Consider the following 18,112-nt stretch of genomic DNA (forward strand, 5'->3'; position numbering starts at 1 on the left):
AACCATCAGCCCATCGACGAAACGAGGACAGAAAATTGCGCGAAAGCTTGCATTACAATTATCGGGGAAATACAATCAACATTCGAACAGACGCCTTAAGGGGTAAAAGGCAATATGGATTGGTAGGGGTGGATGATTAACTCAGGCACAGGCAGGTAAAACCAGGGAGATCATATTGGCATTTCTCGATAAAATACCTTACTCGATTCTGATCGTCATCGCCGGTTTCATGCTTCTCGCTCCCTTCAGACCGATGCCCCATGTCGTTGAAAAATTGATCATGCTAAAAAATCAAACCCTTACAAAGCCAATTGACATTTTCGATCTGTTCTATCATCTGGTACCAACGATTATATTGATGCTGAAGGTTTACAGGGATTATACGAAATAGGCGAAAGCCTGAATGCCTGAGCCAGGTTGGATCTGTGCGAATAAAAATCAAATTAAGAATGGTGGTAACCCATGCCTGTACAAAAATGTCCCATCTGCGGAGAAATGGCGAAATACGAAAACCCGCCCGACAATATCGAACAATACAGATGTTTTGAATGTCCTGTATGCGGCAGTTTTGTTATCTCCCTGATGGCTGAAGATCATCTTGCGAAATTTACCATAAAAGACCGAATGTACTATTCTGAAAAAGCGAAAGCCGCACAAGCAGGCAAGGTCCTGATTATCCAATTTCTGGATGACGGCGCTGAAGCCCTTACAATGCACCGGTACGACGATAAATCTGTATGGTTTGGATAATGCTTTTTCCCTCTCAACACCTCACTCTCCCTATGGATATTCCAACCGAAAAAGATTGGGGGAACTGGATACCAGACGGCAAAAGACAGCCAAAAATGAGCAATCATAAAAGGATGCAGAAGAAAGAAGCCATGGCGCGAATTCATGCCGTCCAGGAAATCCTGAGGCGATGGGACCCGATGGATCTTGCACCTGGAAAATTCGCCCCGAAGGATGAGTATGACGATTACGCATACCCAATCGTCTCCCTTGTTTCCCAGGGTTGCTCGGTTGAACAGCTATTCGAATATCTTCGGAGTTTGCGGATAGATATGGAAACGATGAGGGACAATATCCAGAATGACAAAAATATCGCGCGTGAGATTATAACCGCACTGCACGGTAAGGAGGTCTAACCGTCACTTCGAAGGCGAGAGTGGGAGGACCCTATTGCATATGATCGAAGGAACAGTTGGTGATAGGACACAAGCCGCTGTCGGAATCTTAACTCCGGCCGGTAAGGCGGAAAGAAAGAACGACGGGTTAGAAGCTGCTCAAAGGCATCAATCCATATGCCGCCCTTGCCTGGTCACAGAGCGAGTTGCCCCTGTTGTTCTCCCCGGAGGCGAAGAACTTCCTGCAGTTCGTCGGTCGCAGGTCATAAATGGTACAAAAAACCGACCGACCGATTTCACCGCTCAAGGCTTGACAACGGATGGGCCTTTTCTCCGTTCCCTTCATAACGGATCGCGTGGCATTCAGCGCAACCGCCAAATGGAAGGGGATCACGCCACCCTGGAAATTATCCATTTCGCAATTATCGAACGAAACTTTGAACATGGCACAGCAGGCACCACAGCGCAGGCACGGATTTTGTGGGGGCATGGGCAACCATCTGATGTGAGAGGAAAAGGCACGCAGTCATTCCAACTGCCGCCGAATTCGGATGGTGCCCGGAATGCTAAAAAGAGTATCACGGGGCAAGATCGATTCGGAGAAATAGACGATGTCTAAATCAGGCTTTAAAATATGATAATCGATACGCAGAAGCAAACAGATTTTTCACTGAACGTGTTTTAAAATTTACGCCAGTACGAAACCCATCTTTTAAAAGAAAAAGGACATTCCGAAGCGCCCCTCATCTCACGTTGTTATGCAGCGTTGGGGTCAATTGGATTTCTTTTAAGACGCCGCCGGCACAGACATGTGCGCCGGTACGGTGGATATTGATGATCGGGTATCGATTTGACTGGGGTGCGTGTCGGTACTGTCGATCATTCATCCAAGCAGCCACATGGGGAGTAATGAAATTCAGGTACCCCGAAACAGGCCATATCTGCGATTTTCACAGCTAATCCGCGATTCTTGCGTTGCCTCATTTTTCTGCTATAGTATAGTCACGCCTGCCTCGCTCATCTTCAAGTTTTTGACGTTCCGGTCGATAAACCTGTGGTTTACGGTCCAGAATAGCGGGTGGGTGGCACCGGACAAAGGCGTGTCGGCGTTGGCCGTCTGCCCGACTTTCAGCGGCGCATCGACCGTATCGGACAATCGTCCAAATGCTTTTCATCGAGCGTCGCAGCTGATTTTAAAGAGGGTACGGTTGCTCGTTTGCCGGTTTTCCTGGAGAAATATTGAAAGATATTTCATTCAAAACCAAAATGATCCTCGGCGGTGTTACCGCGGTTATCGTTCCATTTCTTATCGCCGGTTTCGTCATTTATGCCCAACTTTCCAGATCGCTTATCGAAATATCCAAAGAAAGGGCCGCGCATCAGGCCGAAGACATTTCCGATACCATTGACGACAGGCTGAAGCAGGAACTCAAACTGGCTTCGGCCATCGCCGCAAAACCGATCGTTGTTGAAGCCGCCATCACCGGGGATTACCAGGCCGCCCAAAAAAGTCTGGACGCGATTCATAAACGGATCGGCAGCAAGTACTTCACGATTTTCCTGCTGGACCGTCACGGCATCGCACAGGCCGATGCGGTTTTCCCGCAGCAGATCGGGTTGGATCTTTCCGTTCGCGACTATTTTAAAAAAGCCAAAGAAGGGCGGACCAGTGTGGCCGGCCCGTTGTTGGCCAAGGGTAATGCCACACTTGGCGCGCCCATTATCGTGGTCGCCGTTCCCATCCTTCGTGGGAGGGAATTTCTCGGTGCGGTCGGACTGCCCTTTGATTCGGATTTCATTATCCAGATGGCATCCAAGAAAAGTCCAGGAATAAAAGGGGCCGGTTTCATCATCGACAATGAAGGCTTGATCCTGTTTCATCCAAGAAAGGCGTTCATTCTAAAAAAACGCCTTCTGAACCTATCCGGAACCGAAGAAATCCGACAGATCTTGATGGGAGACAAGACCGGAACCGCATCCTATCTTTTCGAGGGATTCGAAAAAATTGCCGGATTTCATCCGGTGGAACTTACAGGCTGGATTGCTGTTTTCTCCCAAAGCAGAAATGAGATCATGGCCCCGGTAAACCGGATCTTGATTGCTATTTCCATTAGCGGTTTTCTCTTCCTTATTCTCACCGTCACGGGTATTGTGCTTTTTTCCAAAAGGATCAGCAGCCCCATCGAAAAAATGATGTTGCTGATGCACCAGATCACCCAACATGCCGCCGAAATGATTTTGCAGATCGGAGTGGATCGAAAAATTGTCCACGTCAATGAGGCCTTTGAAAAAATCACCGGACAAAAAGCCGAGGATCTGATCCATCGTGAGCCGGTCCTTGACAATTTGGGCAACATTCCGGCGGATGTGATCTGGCAGTCTCTGGAGCAGGGAACATCCTGGTCGGGTAGGGTGGTTCTCAAAGAATGCAAGCCCGATCCGGTGATTCTGGACGTCATGCTCGTGCCGCTGCGGGATGACAAGGGCACCGTACAAGGTTACCTTGAAATTGGCCGGGACGTCACCGAAGAACTGAAATTGGAAAAGCGGTTGCTTCAGGGGCAAAAACTCGAAGCCATCGGGACGTTGGCCGGCGGTATCGCTCACGATTTCAATAACATCCTCAGCGCCATTTTCGGTTACGCCGAGCTTGCGCTGATGGAAAAAAAACATGATCCCGATACGGAAAAATATATTCGGCGAATCCTGAAGGCCTCGACGCGGGCGCGTGACCTGGTCAGCCAGATCCTGACGTTCAGCCGGAAAACGGAGGTCGAACTCAGGCCGATGCAACCCGAAACGGTGTTGAAAGAGGCACTGAAGCTTCTTCGCGCTTCCATACCGGCGACCATCGACATTCAGAGCCGGATCGAAAGCGATGCGGCGATTCTGGCTGAACCGACCCAGATCCACCAGGTGGCCATGAACCTTTTCACCAACGCCGTGCATGCCATCGGTGACAAAGGCGGAACTGTGCGTTTGGAACTCATGGATTTTAATGTGGATGAAGAATTCATCCGGACCCACCCGGACGTGAATCCGGGACGCCATGTCTTGCTCCGGATATCGGATACCGGGGACGGCATGCCGCCCGAAATCCGTGAGAAGGTGTTTGAACCTTTCTTCACGACCAAAGCGCAAGGAAAAGGGACCGGACTCGGCCTGTCCGTTGTGCATGGCATCGTCAAGAAGCTGGGTGGGGCGATTTCAATTTACAGCGAGAAAGGGGAGGGGACGACTTTCAACATTCTCATTCCCTGTACGGAAACCGGGCAGTCGGAGCGGATCTTAGAGGATGAATCCCTAAAAAGAGGCGACGCACGGGTGGCGTTGATCGATGACGAGCCGGACATTGCCACAGCCCTGGAATCCATTCTTTCCAATCTCGGGTACCGGGTTTCGGCCTTTACGGACGGCCGGATGGCACTGGAAGCGATCGTTTCGAATCCCGGGCAATTCGACCTCATTATCACCGACAACACCATGCCACAGCTCACGGGATTGGAAATCGCGCGGCGATTGAGAGATTCCGGCATCGATGCCCCTGTGATACTGACTTCAGGCTATATGAGCAAAGAAATCGAAGAATCGGCCAGGCAGACAGGTGTTTCAGAAATTATTGCCAAGCCGGTCAACACCTACCAACTGGCAGATACCATGCACAGGATCGTTGGACGGGACCTGCACAAAAATTAGGACGTCATCCGATTGAAGAGGCTGTAAAGAAATTAACAATCTGGTAGCAGCAGAGTTGTTTATCGAATAATAGCGCATTGGTGGATTGGTTTTCCGCTCAACGATGACCAGAAGCGAACCCAATGGTATCCATAGAGGAAACATCGTTTAACGCACTCGTCGAACAGCACCTTGGCACGCGGCTGCCACAAAGGTTATGCGACAGGATCTCATTTTCAGGGTTATCGGCCGAAGCCAGAGGGGTAGTCATACGGCTGCTGACCCTGATGAAGCGGTCCTCGTGTCCGGCAACGGAGATCAACAGCCAGATGATCTGGCTGCTTGCATCGGTAACGCCGGGCATGCTTCCATCGGCCTGGGGTGGGCATATTCCCCCTGTCACCTCACCGGGGCGGCATAAGAAGCTGGATGACTACGTAACCAGGCAATTGCGCGCTCCTACCCATGGGCAGCCCGTTTTTATCGACATCGGGTGCGGATTCCCGCCGGCAACAACGATGGATACGGCCAGGCGCTTGCCGGACTGGTCCGTTTTCGGGATCGACCGATCCTTTTCGCGCTATGTCCTGTATGATGTCGACGGCAACTATGCCTGTTTCAACCGCCAAGGTAAACTTCAGTACATTCAAGCGCAAAAAAAACCGCTTAACGAGCATTCCGATGCGACCAGAGATCGATTCCGATCGCTTTTTACCGAGTTGTGTCCACAGCTAACGGTTTTTGACGAACATACCCACGCAAGTGTTGAAAAAAACGGCAACCGCTTGGTCTATAACCATATCCGGGACTTCGAAGGAAAAAACCTCAGATTTTTAAAATCGGACATCGATCATGCCGAACTTCCGCCTGCCCGCGCTGTCCGCTGCATGAACGTTCTGCTTTACTTTGAAAGGGACATCCGGGAAGCCATGCTGTCCAGAATGTTTGCACTGATCGCCGATGGCGGTCTTCTGATTACCGGATTCAATCATCCTTTCGGCATTTACGCCCGATATTCTGTTTACAAAAAGGATAGCGCGGGTATCCGTCCGCTTGAGTTCTCGTTCAGTTTGGACAATCTTCGGCCTTTGGGTGTCGGACCCTGGTTGACCCTTGCCGATGAAGACCGGGAGGCTGAACTGCTTGCCGACCTGACAGGTGCCATTCGTGCCGACCAAAGCTTTTGGGCGGAGTTCAATGCTCATGTCGACAAGCTGCGTGCGGATTATGGCATCTGCGACAGGGACAAGGACGGTTTCATCTTTTTCACGGAACATTCCAGCAACGCATCTTTGGGTGCCACCATGGAAAAGGTGGCGGCCCTATGGTCTCAACTTGAAGATGAAGGCTACGCGGACGGTGCGATTGAGGCATTGGACTGCGCCGGCTATCAGGCATGGAAAAATCCCGTGGGCGATATAGCAGTTCTTCCCCCGGAGGAATCGCTGCCAACATAATGAGAATAAAGCAACAAAACACCTCAAACGATCATGGACATCATTCACGCGACATCACAACCGGAAATCGACGAAGTTCGAAAGCTTTTCCGGGAATACGAAACACATCTCAACGTCGATCTATGCTTTCAGCAATTTGAAACCGAACTGGCCAATCTTCCCGGAAAATATGCACCGCCATCCGGTACGCTGCTTCTTGCCACGGATGGGCAAAGGGCCGTCGGCTGCGGTGCCTTGCGCAAAATCGGGTCGCTGACGAGAAATGCTTGCGAAATGAAGCGGTTGTACGTCCGCCCCGAAGCCCGAGGCCTGGGCGTTGGCAAACGCATCGCCAATCGGCTGATACAGGAGGCCATCGGCCTGGGCTACACCGCCATGGTTCTCGATACGCTCGACAGACTGAAAGCCGCAATCCATCTGTACGAATCGTTGGGTTTCGTATCTATGGCGCCGTATTACGACAACCCCCTGCCCGGTGTCATTTACCTTAAATTGAACCTGACGAACCTGCCGGCAATGCCGCCGTCCTGACCCCCGATCCGTGAAATCGTCTTGATAATTCACAGGAATATGGTAGGGAAGCCGGAAAGGTGCGCTGGCAAGCAATGCCAACCAGCCTGCTCCGGATTCTCAAGCTTATCCTGCTCTGATTGTAAATTTTGCAATGATTGCCCATGTTCATCCGGGAGGAATTGAATGGCCGACGACACCATCCTGGTGGTTGATGACGAAATTGATCTGGTTCGCGGGCTCGAACGAACCATCGCCATGGAGTTCGACTGCCGGGTGTTGACGGCGGAAAACGGCCGTCAGGCGCTGGACATCATCGCCACCAACTCCGTCGATGTTGTCCTGGCCGATGTGCTCATGCCCGAGATGGACGGTCTGACCCTGTTGACGCACATCAAGCAACAGGACCCGGCCGTCACCGTCGTCATCATGACCGCCTACGGCACCATCGAAAAAGCCGTGGAGGCGATCAAGAAAGGTGCTTACGACCTGATCCAGAAGCCCCTGGACGAAGAGCGCCTCTTTCACCTGCTCAGAAAGGGGTTGGAGCGCAACAGGCTGGTGAGGGAAAACGCCCGTTTGACAGAGGAGATTGGCCGCAAAAAGACCCTGGGCAGCATGGTGGGCCGCAGCCGGACCATGCGGGCAGTGTTCGAGAAAATCCAGATGCTGGCCCAGTCCGACGCCACTGTTTTCATCCGGGGGGAGACGGGCACGGGCAAGGAACTGGCGGCCCGGGCCATCCACAATCTCAGCCGGCGGGGACGGCGCCAACTGGTCACGGTCAACTGCCCGGCCCTGCCGGAAACTATTTTGGAAAGCGAACTTTTCGGCTATCGCAAAGGGGCCTTCACCCATGCGGCCGATCATCACACCGGCATGTTCGACCAGGCCAATGGCAGCACCATTTTTCTGGACGAGATCGGCGACCTGGGACTCACGGTACAGACCAAACTGCTGCGGGTCCTGCAGGACAAAGAGATCCGGCCTTTGGGCGCCGACCGCAGCCACCGGGTGGATGCGCGCATCCTGGCGGCAACCAACCAGGACCTGGAGGAAAAAATTCGACAGGGCCTGTTCCGGGAGGACCTGTTCTATCGACTCAACGTGGCTACCCTGGTCATGCCGTCCCTGGACCGCATCCGGGAAGACATCCCCCTGCTGGCGGACCATTTCCTCGACCTGGTGGCCCGTGAGCAGGAAAAACCTCCAAAAATCCTCGCACCGGAAGTTCTCAACTACCTGATGGAGCGCAAGTGGCCGGGCAACACCCGCCAGTTGGAGAACCTGATCCGGGGCTGGTATGCGGTCGTCCCGGAAGATAGAATCACCACCCACCACCTGACGGCCGAAACCGGTCCCGCCGGTTGTCCAGCGGAAGCGATGGACTTGGACCGGCCCTATCAATTTCTCAAGGAACAGGCCATCGAAGCCTTTACCCGGGAATACCTGACCCGGCTGCTGGGCCGGACCGGTGGCAACGTGTCGGCCGCCGCCCAACTGTCAGGCATGAAGCGCCAGTCCCTTCAAAAAATCGTCAAACGCTATGACATCGATGTCCGGCGTCTGCGGTCCTGACGGCATCTAACCGACCGATTCCGGACCATCCCCCACTTCAATTTGTAATCAGGGAAAAATTTCGTCGGCAATCTGTCTGCGGATGGCGATGGCGCTCTCTTCCATGAGCTTGATGATGCCGTTGGCATTTTCGGTGGTTTCCGCAACGTGCGGCTTTAAAGCCGCGTCGAACTCCCGTTCCACCTGGTTGAGGCGGTTGAGAAAAAGAAGATAGTTGGTGCGGTTTTTATAGGTGTCCCGAATCAAGGCCGTATAGCTTTTGCCATGGGCCAGAAGCAGGTCCCGGTAGTGATCCACCAGGACGGCCACCCAGCGGCGGTAGTCGGGACGGATCGGGTCGGGAATATCAGCGGCGTTGACCACTGTTTCGACGTCGGGGCCCTCGCCGCTTCCCACCGCTGCCAGCGCCTGGTCCAGTGACCGCTGCCGGGTGATGACAAAGTTCGCGGCAAAGGTTTTGCGGCCGTCCGAGTAGCGTTTGAGCTGCCAGAAGTAAAATACGAAAAACACGGGGATGAGAATCATCCAGATGGCCAGCTTGGGCTTGTCGATAACCCGGGCGGAGACCCGGGCGGCGAAACGGCGTTCTTGGGCCAGGATCAGGTCCCGGTTGCGGTTCAGGGTTTCCGTCTCGGTCATGCGGGTCACTCGGGAAGGTATTTGAAGCCCAGACCAAGCAGCGCCAGGCAGGCCACGATACCGGAGATAAAAGGCAGGGTCATGCCGAACTGGTCGGGCGCGGCCAACTCGAGGGACTGACGCAGGTACTTCTCGCCGGTATAGGAGCCTTCGATTTCGGTATAGAAGTAGGCCCCGGAATCGATGTCATTCTCCTCGATGACCTGGACGATCTCGTCCATGCTGTAAATGTGGTGCTGCAGCCAGGGGCCGACGACCACGCCGAACAGCCAGAGCGAAAAAAAGGTGGTCAAAAGAATTCCCCAGGCCTTGGCCCGGGGCATGGGGCGGTTCTCGGTCGTTGACGCTTCTTCCATTGCACATTGCTCCCTTGCGGGTATCGGGTGACTCCCGCCGGGGAATCGCTGGATTCACCCGGCGGGAGTGTTTTGAATCATAAACCGTTTAGATGGTAGCGGTCAACTCGGGGAAGACCACATAGAACATGATGTAAGCCACCACCAGGGTGAGAAGCAGGTTGAAGGACTGCCCCACGACGTAGAGAATAAACGGCTTGCCGCCCACCAAATGTTCCTTGAGTTCCCGGAAGTTGGTGGCCAGGCCGATGCTCACGAAGGAGAGGCAGAAGAACCAGCCGCGGAAAAGGTCGCTCATGCCCTTGATCACGCCCTGATCGATCATGGCCGATCCGAGACCGCCCACCTGGCTGTTGAACGAAGTGTAGGCCAGGGAGAAGATGATCGACGCGGCGATAAAGCCAAGGACGAATTTCGGGAAGCGGTACCAGATCTCCATGGCACCGACCTTTTGGCCGGTCTCGGCGGCTTCCACGCGGGTGGTGAAGTAAAGGGCCACGAAAAAGGCGATCACGCCGATGAGCACGTTCTGGATCATCTTGATGGTCGCTGCCACGTAAAGGGCTTTTTCACCGAGGAAGGCACCGGCTGCCGCCACGGCGCCGGTGGCGTCGATGGTGCCGCCCATCCAGGCCCCGCCCAGGATCAACTGTTTGTCCACGGGGAAGGTAGACTTGATCACGGCCGGCATGACGATCATCATGATGGAGGTGAATACCAGCGAGAGGCCGACGGAAAGGGTCAGCTCCTCTTTTTTGGCTTTACAGGCTGCCGCAGTAGCGATGGCCGCGGAGACGCCGCACACGCTCATGTCGGAGCAGATGGTGGCATTGAGGCGTTTGGAAGGAATCTTGACGACTTTCTGGCCGAACCAGTAGGTGACGAGCCAGACGGTGGGGGTGACCACCCAGGCCACGAAGATACCGGCGGTGCCGATGGTGATGATTTTTTCGAACAGGATCTTGGCGCCCAGGAGTACCAGGCCTGTCTTGATGTAGTACTCGGTCTGTACGGCCGGTTTGGCCCACTCGGGCGTGCCCACGGTGTTGGAGATCAGCATGCCGAAGAAGATCGCCCAGGCGGCGTAGCCGATGCCGTAGTGCTTCATGGTGGCCTGGCTGCTGGCCAGGTAGGCCACAATGGCGACCAGAAAGACGAAGATGAAGCCGACCACGAACTTGCCGAAATCCTTGCCCATGGCCTTTATGCCAATGCCGAAGAAAACGGCGAAGCTGGCGCCCAGGAAGACCAGCCAGCCGATCTGGTTATAAGCGCTGACCTTGGTTTTCTTCTTGGCATTGCTGGCGGCCAGGTGCGCATCGCGCCATTTGGCGATGGAATCCTTGGCCTGCAGGTTTAGGGTCGCGTCACTGAACCCGGCGGCCTCGGCGGCGGCTTCGGCGGTTGCAGCGGCGGCCAATGCGGCGGCAGCGGCGGACTTGGCCTTGTCATACTTGGCCACGGCCTTGGCCTTCTTGGCATCGGCCTTTTCCTTGCTCATGAAAAAGGCGTCCAGAGGATTGGTAGACCAGCCGTGGGTCTTTTTCGAGAATTTGGACATGAACTTGCCGGCGGCAATGTCCTTGGATTTAACCTTTTTCTTGGCGTCGTACATCTGGTACCAGGCGATGGTCTTGAACTTGTCGGTCCGCTGGGCGGCCTGGGTGTACTCGGACTCGATGTCCGTCAGTTTGGCCTTCATGGCTCCGGTCTGGGGAAAATAGAGCACCGCACCGGCGATCAGAATAACGAAACCGAGCCAGATGGCCCACCAGTCTTCTTTCTTGACCAGCTCGGACCATTCCCACTTTCCGACGTCTTTGACGACCTGGCCGTCTGAGTTTGCAGCCATTCTTCCTCCTTTAAAAAAGTTGTGGTGATCGGGAGAACCGACGGTATGGCCGGCTCCGGTGTCAAAACAGGCGGCCGTTGCCGCGACAGTGCAAAATAGGAGGACTTTTCGCAAGCCACATGCCACCTGTATAAATTTAATTATGCTTATAAATACAGTATGATATAAAAATGACGCGCCCCACCCGTCTGCCTGGATGCCGCTTTCCGGCGGCATCCAATGCGAGATCAAATCGCCGATGAGCGATCCAATCGAATCGTAACGGTTTAATATGTTAAAAGATTTTTATTTTGGCGAGCGTCGTTCCGGCAGCCGCCATCTCGAAGCGGCAGTGCAGCCACAAGGCTGCACTGCCTGATCGGAAGACGGTGTCAGGGGGTATCGACGGGCAGCAGGATGGCAAAAGTGGTGCCTTTGTCAGGCGTGGAATCGACGACGATTTGTCCGCGATGCTGATGGACGATGCCGTAGCTTACGGAAAGGCCCAAACCGGTGCCCTTTTCAGGGCCCTTGGTGGTGTAGAAGGGATCGAAAATTTTCGGCAGATTTTCCTTGGGAATCCCCAGGCCGGTATCGGAAACAGCGATGGCAATGTTGTCGCCGCTGTCGTCCGGTGCGATTTTGACCGTGATTACGCCCCCCTCGGGCATGGCCTGGCTGGCGTTGATCAGCAGGTTCATCAGCACCTGCTTGATTTTGTTGGCGTCCACCGTGATCCGCGGCAGGTCCGGGGCAAAGTCCCGCACGATGGTAAATTTTTCGTTTTGAAGTTGAAGGGCCAGCACCGAAATCACCTCATCGGTACAGGTCTGGATGTCGGTCTTTTTCATCTGGGGCTCGCCGGCCCTGGAAAAATTGAGCAGCGCCTCCACCACGCTGCGGCATTGATCGGTGTGCTTGCAAATGATCTTTACGTCATCGAGGATCTGGGATCCGGCCGGCTGCGATTTGGCGATAAGGTTCGCATAGCACTGGATTACCCCCAAAGGATTGTTGATCTCGTGGGCCACTCCCGAAGCCAGTTGGCCGACGGAGGCCAGCTTTTCCGCTTGGGCCAAGTGCTTGTCCAACTGCCGCATCTCGGTAACGTCGCGCAGCATGGCCGTGATGCCGGCAAATCCACCTGCATCGTCGTGCCTGGCCGTAGCCGACACCATGATGGTCATGATGCGGCCCATTCGGTCCACCATTTCCACTTCCAAAGCCTTGACGTAGCCCTTCGTCTTCAGGGTTTGTGTGAATGCCACGGCATCGTGAGTGTCGAAAAAGATCTGGTAAAAGGTTTCCATGGCAAGGGCCTCGGCCCGCTCCACAAAGCCGAACAGGATCATGCCCGCCGAATTGATGTCCCTGACCTTGTCCGCGTCGTCGATGATGAGGATGGCGTCCTGGCTGGTTTCGAACATGAGGCGGTATTTGGCCTCCGAGGACTTCAGGTTGTTGTGGGCCTGCTGAAGCTCCTGGGCCACGATTTCAAAGGCCCCTTTCAACTGGTCGACCTCGTCGCCGCTGGTCGGGGGCAGGGGAACTTCGTCGCCTCCCGGGAATCCGGCGATACTTCGGAATCTGGACAGCAGGCCCTTCAATTCCAGGACGACCGTGCGGTTGAACAGGACGTAGAACAGGACCCACAGGAAAAACAGGGACACGGCCGCCACCAGGAAGGTCAGCCAGGCCGCTTCCTTGATGCGAATAAAACTGACCCCCACCGGGATGTAGATGGTGTCGGCGGCCACCACGTCCCCTTCCCGGTAGCCGTAGCCGCCTTGAGTGCCGTAGATGGCCTTCATGTCGGCCGGGGCGTCGACCGGATCACCGTGGCATCGCAGGCATTCGGTTTCGGCATAGATGGCCCGCATGCGGGTGTAGTATTCCTTGCCGTCTTTTTCGATCATGCCCTGCCACTCGTTGTGGTTCCGGTTGGCCGCAAACCACTGCAGCATGACATTCTCGAACACGTCGGCCCGGTTGATGGGGTTCATGGCATTGGCCGCGGCTCGGCGGTATTCGAATTCCGGAAACCTTTGCCGGATGCGCGCCATCACTTCACGGCCTATATAGGACGTGGACATGGCCTGGGGGATGAAGCCATCCGGCGGCATGAGGGAGGCCACCTCCGGGCGCAGGACGTCTTTGACGTAAGTGCGGGTGGCGTCGGCAGCACTTTCGAAGATCTGGGTTTCCTTGTAGATTTCCCGGCTGACCATGCCCTCCAGGAAATGATAGGCGATCACGGCGGCGGCAATGCAGTAAAGAAAAAGGATGCAGCCGGCACCGATCTGGAATTTGGTTTTAAACGCAAGTTTTTTCATGCTGTCATCCTTGGTTGACTCTTACAGGAGGGTTGATCATTATATGAAAGTCAATCGAGGGGCAACATTACAAAATTCCAGAAGGGGATAGCGAATGATAAAAATTTTGCGATGGGCCGAGAACCGATTTGTTCAGGCCGATCAAATCGAAAGGCACTGCCTGATCAATGTCGTCAATCCCGGAAAAGAAGAACTGGAAAAGCTCACGGTTGAAATGCGTATTCCTTCCGATTTTCTGACCGATCCGATGGATATCGACGAAAGGTCAAGAATCGAAACGGAAAACGGATTTCTACTGATTGTTCTCAGACTGCCGAAATACAACGAGGGTTCGGACGTCCCGTTTACGACCTTTCCTGCGGGCATCGTCCTCACGAAAGACGATACGATTGTATTCGTAAGCTCTTCAGATATCATGGATATTTTGAATCTGTCCGACAACAGGTTGAAAGGCGTTGCCGACGGGAAGCGGAGCAGTGTGATCCTTCACATCTTTTTGAAGACCGCGCTGCTTTATCTCAGGTATCTTAAAGAAATAAACCGCAAGTATGGCGAAATCGAGCATGAATTGCAAAAATCACTAAAAAACAAGGAGCTTATAAAGCTGCTGAATATCGAAAAGAGCCTTGTTTTCTTTATGACATCGCTCAAATCCAATGAACTGATGATGGAACGGCTGATGAAGACGGAACTGCTGAAACTGACGGCAGATGACAAAGACAGATTGGAAGACGTGCTGATTGAAAACCGGCAGGCCATCGAGACGGCCAATATATACAGCAATATCCTGAGCGGAATGATGGACGCGTTCGCATCGGTAATTTCAAACAATCTCAATGTGGTCATGAAAATTTTGACATCGATCACCGTTATCCTGATGATTCCCACGCTCGCCGCAAGTATCTACGGGATGAACATTGAACTTCCATTCCAGCACCTGCCCCACGCGTTTTATATCATCACCGGTACTTCATTTTGTGCACTTTTGCTGTGCGCCGTGATTTTTAAAATTAACAAGTGGTTCTGATTCTCGGCCGATTTCAGACGCCCGCATTCAAAATCATTATTTTCCCTGCCGGTTGCAGAATTCCACTGAAACATACTGAATGAAGGATAAAGATCCCAGAGAAACTGCCGATAAAAATATGCATGTAGGAAACTTCCCCGCCGCCACTACGAAAAGCCGAATCAGCCAGAGCGAATTGAGACACCGAACCGTAAGGAAGATTCGCGATGCAACGATTACAACCAACGCAAATTCGCCTGGATCTGGTGGTGCTGGTCGTCGCGTTGATTCTTTTTGGCGCCATGGGTACGGTGTTCCCCGGCGATTCCCAACTGTCAGCGACTACCGATAGACAAAAAGAAAACGGCCCGAACGGTTTGCAGAAAAAAAAGATAGGCATCAAAATCGGCCTGCCAATGACCGGCAAATGGGTCGATACCCACATCGGTACCGACAATGGACAGGCGGTTTCAACGAAATGGGCCCAAGAGGGGCCGGCCCTGAAGGATACCTCTAACAACAACCCTTTCCTTGGTATCGGCGGCGAGTTCAGCCTGGATCTTTCGGAGTGGATGGAACTCAAAGTCGGCATCGACTTTTCCAGCGATCTCTACGACGACCAGGTAACCGGTGTCGCCGGAATGAATATCAATTTTTAAAAGTGCACGTCCGGAAAGCCGGACGACTGTCCGAAAAAAAGGACGTGAAATAGCGGTTTCGACCGCGGATCGGACGGGTGTCAGGAAAATGACGATAGGGAAAACGGCATTTCCGCAAATCGGTGGTTCCGAATCCATCCTTGATCCTATCCGAGTCAAGGCGGGCAGGTCGGTTGTAAAAGAATTGAAGATCTATATAATATCTTGAAAAAAAGAGGAATTATTTTTCAGGCGTGGTAAAAAAGGCCAACAGGCGCCTTGGAAAGCGACTCGAACGCAGGACAGCACTTCAACTGAAAATAATGTGGCATACAACGTGCTTATTCAATTGTCGAAGGTAAAACACTCCTCCTTCCCCTCCTCCTCCGACAAGGCCCTAAACGGGCCTTGTCCTTTTTTGGAAGATACCGATAGCCTGGTCGTAGCCGTCCGGGTTGCCGGCATCCAGCACATTGACCGACAGATCCAGACCGTGAACCGTACAGCCCGTTTCGACCAGGTGGGCAAAGACTTCCCGATCTTTCACTTCACCGTTCGTTAGGTTTCGTAATAGTTCCCGGCAGGCGTCCAGAAATCGAAAAGTGGCGATGTAAACACCACAGGGCCGCAGGCCAAAGGGGAATGTCCCGGGAATTTGAGCCGGTATCAGCCGGTAAAGACGGTTTCCCAGCGGCGACAGGCCACAGGGCGGTGCCTGTGCATATTTCAGCATCGGCGTCAGTAGCACGATTTCCGTGCCGACTGCCTGCTGGCGCGAGATCAATTCAACCAGGGTGCCGGGAGGATGAGCAATGATGTTGTCCGGATAGTGCACTGCAAAGGGTTCGTCTCCTATCCATTCGGCTGCTTCCAATATGGCGCCGGCCTCCCCGGTCTGAGCCTTTTGGTAGAAAAACCGGATATCCATGTGTTTGCCATTGCGTTGCAGCCAGCGATCCTCGCGAACAACGCGGACAATGTCCTGTTTTTCCCGGCGGATGACGATGCCTACATGATCGATGTCGGCAGCCAAAGCTTCCCGAAGGGAGTATTGCAGGGCCGGGCGGCCGCAGATATCAAGGACCTCCTTGCTGGCTCCTTGGGTAAGGCCGCGCATTCGTTTGCCGTGGCCTGCGGCGGGAATGATCATGGCGCGTACGGATGAACCGGTGGAACCGAGTGCTTTACGCTCCGCCGAGGCCACCTGATCAGATGCCATGGTTGCGCGAATAGCCGGACGGGGCTGGCGAAGACCAACCGGCCAAAGCTTTTGGATCGGGGCGGAAGATCTCTACCTTCAACGGGTAGCCGGTCGCTGCATCGCTGGAATGCTCCGCGCCGCAATCGCCGCCGGGACAGGCCGACAAGGCGCCCAGCAGGTCGATCTCGGCGAAGAACTCGAGGAAATCCCCGGGTCGCACCGGACTGGCCTTCATGAAGTACTGGTGGGTGTCATGGGTGAAACCGGTGCACATGAAAACGTTGAATACGTCGTGTACGTGGGGTTCGGTCTGGTCCAACGGCAGGCCGGTTTCGGCGGCCAGGGCCCGGGTGAGATTGGAGTGGCAGCAATGGTGGTACTCCTGTCCGCTTAAAAGGCAGTTGGTGTAAGGATCGCAGCGGGTGCCGATGACGTCGTGCACACCGGCGCCGTCGGCATCGAAGCCGTACCAGTCCAACGTGTCGCGGGTGATGGTCGCCATGGGCCGCAGGTAGGGAAATCCGCTCCACAGGCGGTCGCCGGTGCCCAGGTGGGTGCCGTGCAGGGCCCGGGTCTTGCCGCTGTAAAAACGCTCGGACAGGTTATCGGCCGACCACAGATTCAGATCCCCCACCTGGGGGCCGTCTATGCTGATGATGCGAAAGAAATTCCCGGCCTTTACCGTAAAGGTTTTGGCATTGCGGGGTAGAACCACCACCTCCTCGATTTTTTCCAGGGTTTCACGCGCCTTCGTATAGGCGTCCATGTCCGGCCGGGGAAGGGTATCGAGTGGATAGGCGATCACCGGTTTGGCGGCGCGTCGGGTGTCGGCATCGGCCGGCGGCGGAGTCTGTGCAATTGGTTTCATTGGTTTCCTTTCTTTTTGGATCGGACGCCATTATATGATAAATTTTAAATTGAATACCATGAAAAACTCGCCGTACCGAAACGGCATCGCCGGAGCTTTGTGGAGTCAGGAATGTATTTGGCTTCCTTGTTGACCGATCCAAAATTTGTCCAACCGGTGGAAAGATTTTTCCATCACGCGGATATTCGCGGCGCTTTGAACCTGCTTCAGGATCGCCTGCCGGCCTCAGCCCGCATTCTGGTCGTCGGCGGAGCCCTGCGCAATCTTTTTATCGAAGTCCTGCATGGCCGTGCTCCGGTGACCCGTGACATCGACATCTTTGTCGACGGTCTGGACTCGGGTTTTCCGCTTGGCAGCCTTTTACAGGACCAGCAATTCGAGCGGACCGACCTCAAAGGAGTACGATGGTATCCCCGGGGTTTAGACCTGGCTTATGATATAGGGGTATTGGCAGATTTTCTGGTGATCCGGCACGGACATCTGGAACCGATCCCGGAAAACCTGTTGACCGGCATCGATTTTTCCATGAATGCGATTTTATATGATCCGCAACATCAGCGCTTGATGGAAAGAGGATGCACAGCGGCAATCCGGGACCGTATGATCGATTTCAACAGTCGGATCATCCCGGACAAGCGCCTCATGGCCTATCGAATTCTGCTGATGGGCCATAAGACCGGATTCATCTTTTCCGAGCCGGTTTTTCAATACGTGCGCAACCGGTTGGCGTTGGAAACCCTGACCGAACTGAAGAGGCTTTTCACCACAAAAATCGGAAAAACCAAGGCCGCGATCATCATGGAATCGTATACGCGACTCTGCCGGTTTCACTCCTATGAAAACTATCGGGTGGCACACCACAGCGATAACAAAAGGGGATAAAGTGGGAATGTATT

16 protein-coding genes are annotated in these 18,112 nt (G+C 54.0%); 10 read left to right on the plus strand and 6 right to left on the minus strand.

Features of this window, described 5'->3' with window-relative positions; all coding sequences use genetic code 11:
- Nucleotides 1-462 precede the first annotated feature (462 nt).
- The 7 genes from GN111_RS04425 to GN111_RS04455 all read left to right on the plus strand — a co-directional run bounded on the left by GN111_RS04425 (nucleotide 463) and on the right by GN111_RS04455 (nucleotide 8,344).
- Nucleotides 463-750: a hypothetical protein gene (locus GN111_RS04425; RefSeq protein WP_155302591.1), complete on the plus strand. Its 288-nt coding sequence runs from the start codon at nucleotides 463-465 to the stop codon at nucleotides 748-750.
- A 113-nt stretch (nucleotides 751-863) separates the two neighbouring features.
- Nucleotides 864-1,145: a hypothetical protein gene (locus GN111_RS04430; RefSeq protein WP_197740491.1), complete on the plus strand. Its 282-nt coding sequence runs from the start codon at nucleotides 864-866 to the stop codon at nucleotides 1,143-1,145.
- A 40-nt stretch (nucleotides 1,146-1,185) separates the two neighbouring features.
- Entirely contained in the window at nucleotides 1,186-1,743 is a 558-nt protein-coding gene (locus tag GN111_RS34575) for a hypothetical protein (protein ID WP_231715671.1), read from the plus strand.
- Between the two features lie 620 nt (nucleotides 1,744-2,363).
- The gene (locus GN111_RS04440; RefSeq protein WP_155302593.1) at nucleotides 2,364-4,820 is read left to right on the plus strand and encodes a hybrid sensor histidine kinase/response regulator; all 2,457 of its coding nucleotides are present in this window, start codon (nucleotides 2,364-2,366) and stop codon (nucleotides 4,818-4,820) included.
- A 122-nt stretch (nucleotides 4,821-4,942) separates the two neighbouring features.
- Entirely contained in the window at nucleotides 4,943-6,256 is a 1,314-nt protein-coding gene (locus tag GN111_RS04445) for a class I SAM-dependent methyltransferase (protein WP_155302594.1), read from the plus strand.
- Between the two features lie 33 nt (nucleotides 6,257-6,289).
- A complete protein-coding gene (locus GN111_RS04450) occupies nucleotides 6,290-6,787 on the plus strand; it encodes a GNAT family N-acetyltransferase (RefSeq protein ID WP_155302595.1) in 498 nt (165 codons plus the stop codon).
- A 165-nt stretch (nucleotides 6,788-6,952) separates the two neighbouring features.
- Entirely contained in the window at nucleotides 6,953-8,344 is a 1,392-nt protein-coding gene (locus GN111_RS04455; protein WP_155302596.1) for a sigma-54-dependent transcriptional regulator, read from the plus strand.
- Between the two features lie 48 nt (nucleotides 8,345-8,392).
- Here GN111_RS04455 and GN111_RS04460 read toward each other — a convergent pair whose 3' ends face one another.
- The 4 genes from GN111_RS04460 to GN111_RS04475 form a co-directional block, all read right to left on the minus strand.
- On the minus strand, nucleotides 8,393-8,983 hold the full coding sequence (locus tag GN111_RS04460; RefSeq protein WP_155302597.1) for an NF038143 family protein: 591 nt from the start codon (nucleotides 8,981-8,983) through the stop codon (nucleotides 8,393-8,395).
- Nucleotides 8,984-8,988: 5 nt separating this feature from the next.
- A complete protein-coding gene (locus tag GN111_RS04465) occupies nucleotides 8,989-9,339 on the minus strand; it encodes a hypothetical protein (RefSeq protein ID WP_155302598.1) in 351 nt (116 codons plus the stop codon).
- Between the two features lie 88 nt (nucleotides 9,340-9,427).
- Nucleotides 9,428-11,191 carry a YeiH family protein gene (locus GN111_RS04470; RefSeq protein WP_155302599.1) on the minus strand — a complete coding sequence of 588 codons (1,764 nt, stop codon included), beginning with the start codon at nucleotides 11,189-11,191 and terminating at the stop codon, nucleotides 9,428-9,430.
- Between the two features lie 371 nt (nucleotides 11,192-11,562).
- The gene (locus GN111_RS04475) at nucleotides 11,563-13,503 is read right to left on the minus strand and encodes a c-type heme family protein (RefSeq protein ID WP_155302600.1); all 1,941 of its coding nucleotides are present in this window, start codon (nucleotides 13,501-13,503) and stop codon (nucleotides 11,563-11,565) included.
- Nucleotides 13,504-13,597: 94 nt separating this feature from the next.
- Here GN111_RS04475 and GN111_RS04480 point away from each other — a divergent pair, with 94 nt between their 5' ends.
- Together GN111_RS04480 and GN111_RS04485 are read left to right on the plus strand one after the other, a co-directional pair.
- Nucleotides 13,598-14,530, plus strand: a complete 933-nt coding sequence (locus GN111_RS04480; RefSeq protein WP_155302601.1) for a magnesium transporter CorA family protein — start codon at nucleotides 13,598-13,600, stop codon at nucleotides 14,528-14,530.
- Nucleotides 14,531-14,736: 206 nt separating this feature from the next.
- Nucleotides 14,737-15,168: a hypothetical protein gene (locus GN111_RS04485; protein ID WP_155302602.1), complete on the plus strand. Its 432-nt coding sequence runs from the start codon at nucleotides 14,737-14,739 to the stop codon at nucleotides 15,166-15,168.
- Nucleotides 15,169-15,544: 376 nt separating this feature from the next.
- Here GN111_RS04485 and GN111_RS04490 read toward each other — a convergent pair whose 3' ends face one another.
- Nucleotides 15,545-16,366, minus strand: a complete 822-nt coding sequence (locus GN111_RS04490) for a sugar phosphate nucleotidyltransferase (RefSeq protein WP_155302603.1) — start codon at nucleotides 16,364-16,366, stop codon at nucleotides 15,545-15,547.
- Nucleotides 16,356-17,216 carry an urea carboxylase-associated family protein gene (locus tag GN111_RS04495; protein WP_155302604.1) on the minus strand — a complete coding sequence of 287 codons (861 nt, stop codon included), beginning with the start codon at nucleotides 17,214-17,216 and terminating at the stop codon, nucleotides 16,356-16,358. Before GN111_RS04495 ends, GN111_RS04490 begins: the two co-directional genes overlap by 11 nt.
- A 111-nt stretch (nucleotides 17,217-17,327) precedes the next feature.
- On the opposite strand from GN111_RS04495, the gene GN111_RS04500 reads away from it, so the two are divergent.
- On the plus strand, nucleotides 17,328-18,098 hold the full coding sequence (locus GN111_RS04500; protein WP_155302605.1) for a hypothetical protein: 771 nt from the start codon (nucleotides 17,328-17,330) through the stop codon (nucleotides 18,096-18,098).
- Nucleotides 18,099-18,112: the final 14 nt, after the last annotated feature.

The organism is Desulfosarcina widdelii, from assembly GCF_009688965.1.
GTDB lineage: Bacteria > Desulfobacterota > Desulfobacteria > Desulfobacterales > Desulfosarcinaceae > Desulfosarcina > Desulfosarcina widdelii.

What these genes read in the sequence shown, in the direction of transcription:
- GN111_RS04500 (WP_155302605.1), top strand. Translation starts at nt 17,328, where the DNA reads ATGTATTTGGCTTCCTTGTTGACCGATCCAAAATTTGTCCAACCGGTG.
- GN111_RS04445 (WP_155302594.1), top strand. Translation starts at nt 4,943, where the DNA reads ATGGTATCCATAGAGGAAACATCGTTTAACGCACTCGTCGAACAGCAC.
- GN111_RS04480 (WP_155302601.1), top strand. Translation starts at nt 13,598, where the DNA reads ATGATAAAAATTTTGCGATGGGCCGAGAACCGATTTGTTCAGGCCGAT.
- GN111_RS04470 (WP_155302599.1), bottom strand. Translation starts at nt 11,191, where the DNA reads ATGGCTGCAAACTCAGACGGCCAGGTCGTCAAAGACGTCGGAAAGTGG.
- GN111_RS04465 (WP_155302598.1), bottom strand. Translation starts at nt 9,339, where the DNA reads ATGGAAGAAGCGTCAACGACCGAGAACCGCCCCATGCCCCGGGCCAAG.
- GN111_RS04475 (WP_155302600.1), bottom strand. Translation starts at nt 13,503, where the DNA reads ATGAAAAAACTTGCGTTTAAAACCAAATTCCAGATCGGTGCCGGCTGC.
- GN111_RS34575 (WP_231715671.1), top strand. Translation starts at nt 1,186, where the DNA reads ATGATCGAAGGAACAGTTGGTGATAGGACACAAGCCGCTGTCGGAATC.
- GN111_RS04455 (WP_155302596.1), top strand. Translation starts at nt 6,953, where the DNA reads ATGGCCGACGACACCATCCTGGTGGTTGATGACGAAATTGATCTGGTT.
- GN111_RS04450 (WP_155302595.1), top strand. Translation starts at nt 6,290, where the DNA reads ATGGACATCATTCACGCGACATCACAACCGGAAATCGACGAAGTTCGA.
- GN111_RS04490 (WP_155302603.1), bottom strand. Translation starts at nt 16,366, where the DNA reads ATGGCATCTGATCAGGTGGCCTCGGCGGAGCGTAAAGCACTCGGTTCC.
- GN111_RS04495 (WP_155302604.1), bottom strand. Translation starts at nt 17,216, where the DNA reads ATGAAACCAATTGCACAGACTCCGCCGCCGGCCGATGCCGACACCCGA.
- GN111_RS04485 (WP_155302602.1), top strand. Translation starts at nt 14,737, where the DNA reads ATGCAACGATTACAACCAACGCAAATTCGCCTGGATCTGGTGGTGCTG.
- GN111_RS04430 (WP_197740491.1), top strand. Translation starts at nt 864, where the DNA reads ATGCAGAAGAAAGAAGCCATGGCGCGAATTCATGCCGTCCAGGAAATC.
- GN111_RS04460 (WP_155302597.1), bottom strand. Translation starts at nt 8,983, where the DNA reads ATGACCGAGACGGAAACCCTGAACCGCAACCGGGACCTGATCCTGGCC.
- GN111_RS04425 (WP_155302591.1), top strand. Translation starts at nt 463, where the DNA reads ATGCCTGTACAAAAATGTCCCATCTGCGGAGAAATGGCGAAATACGAA.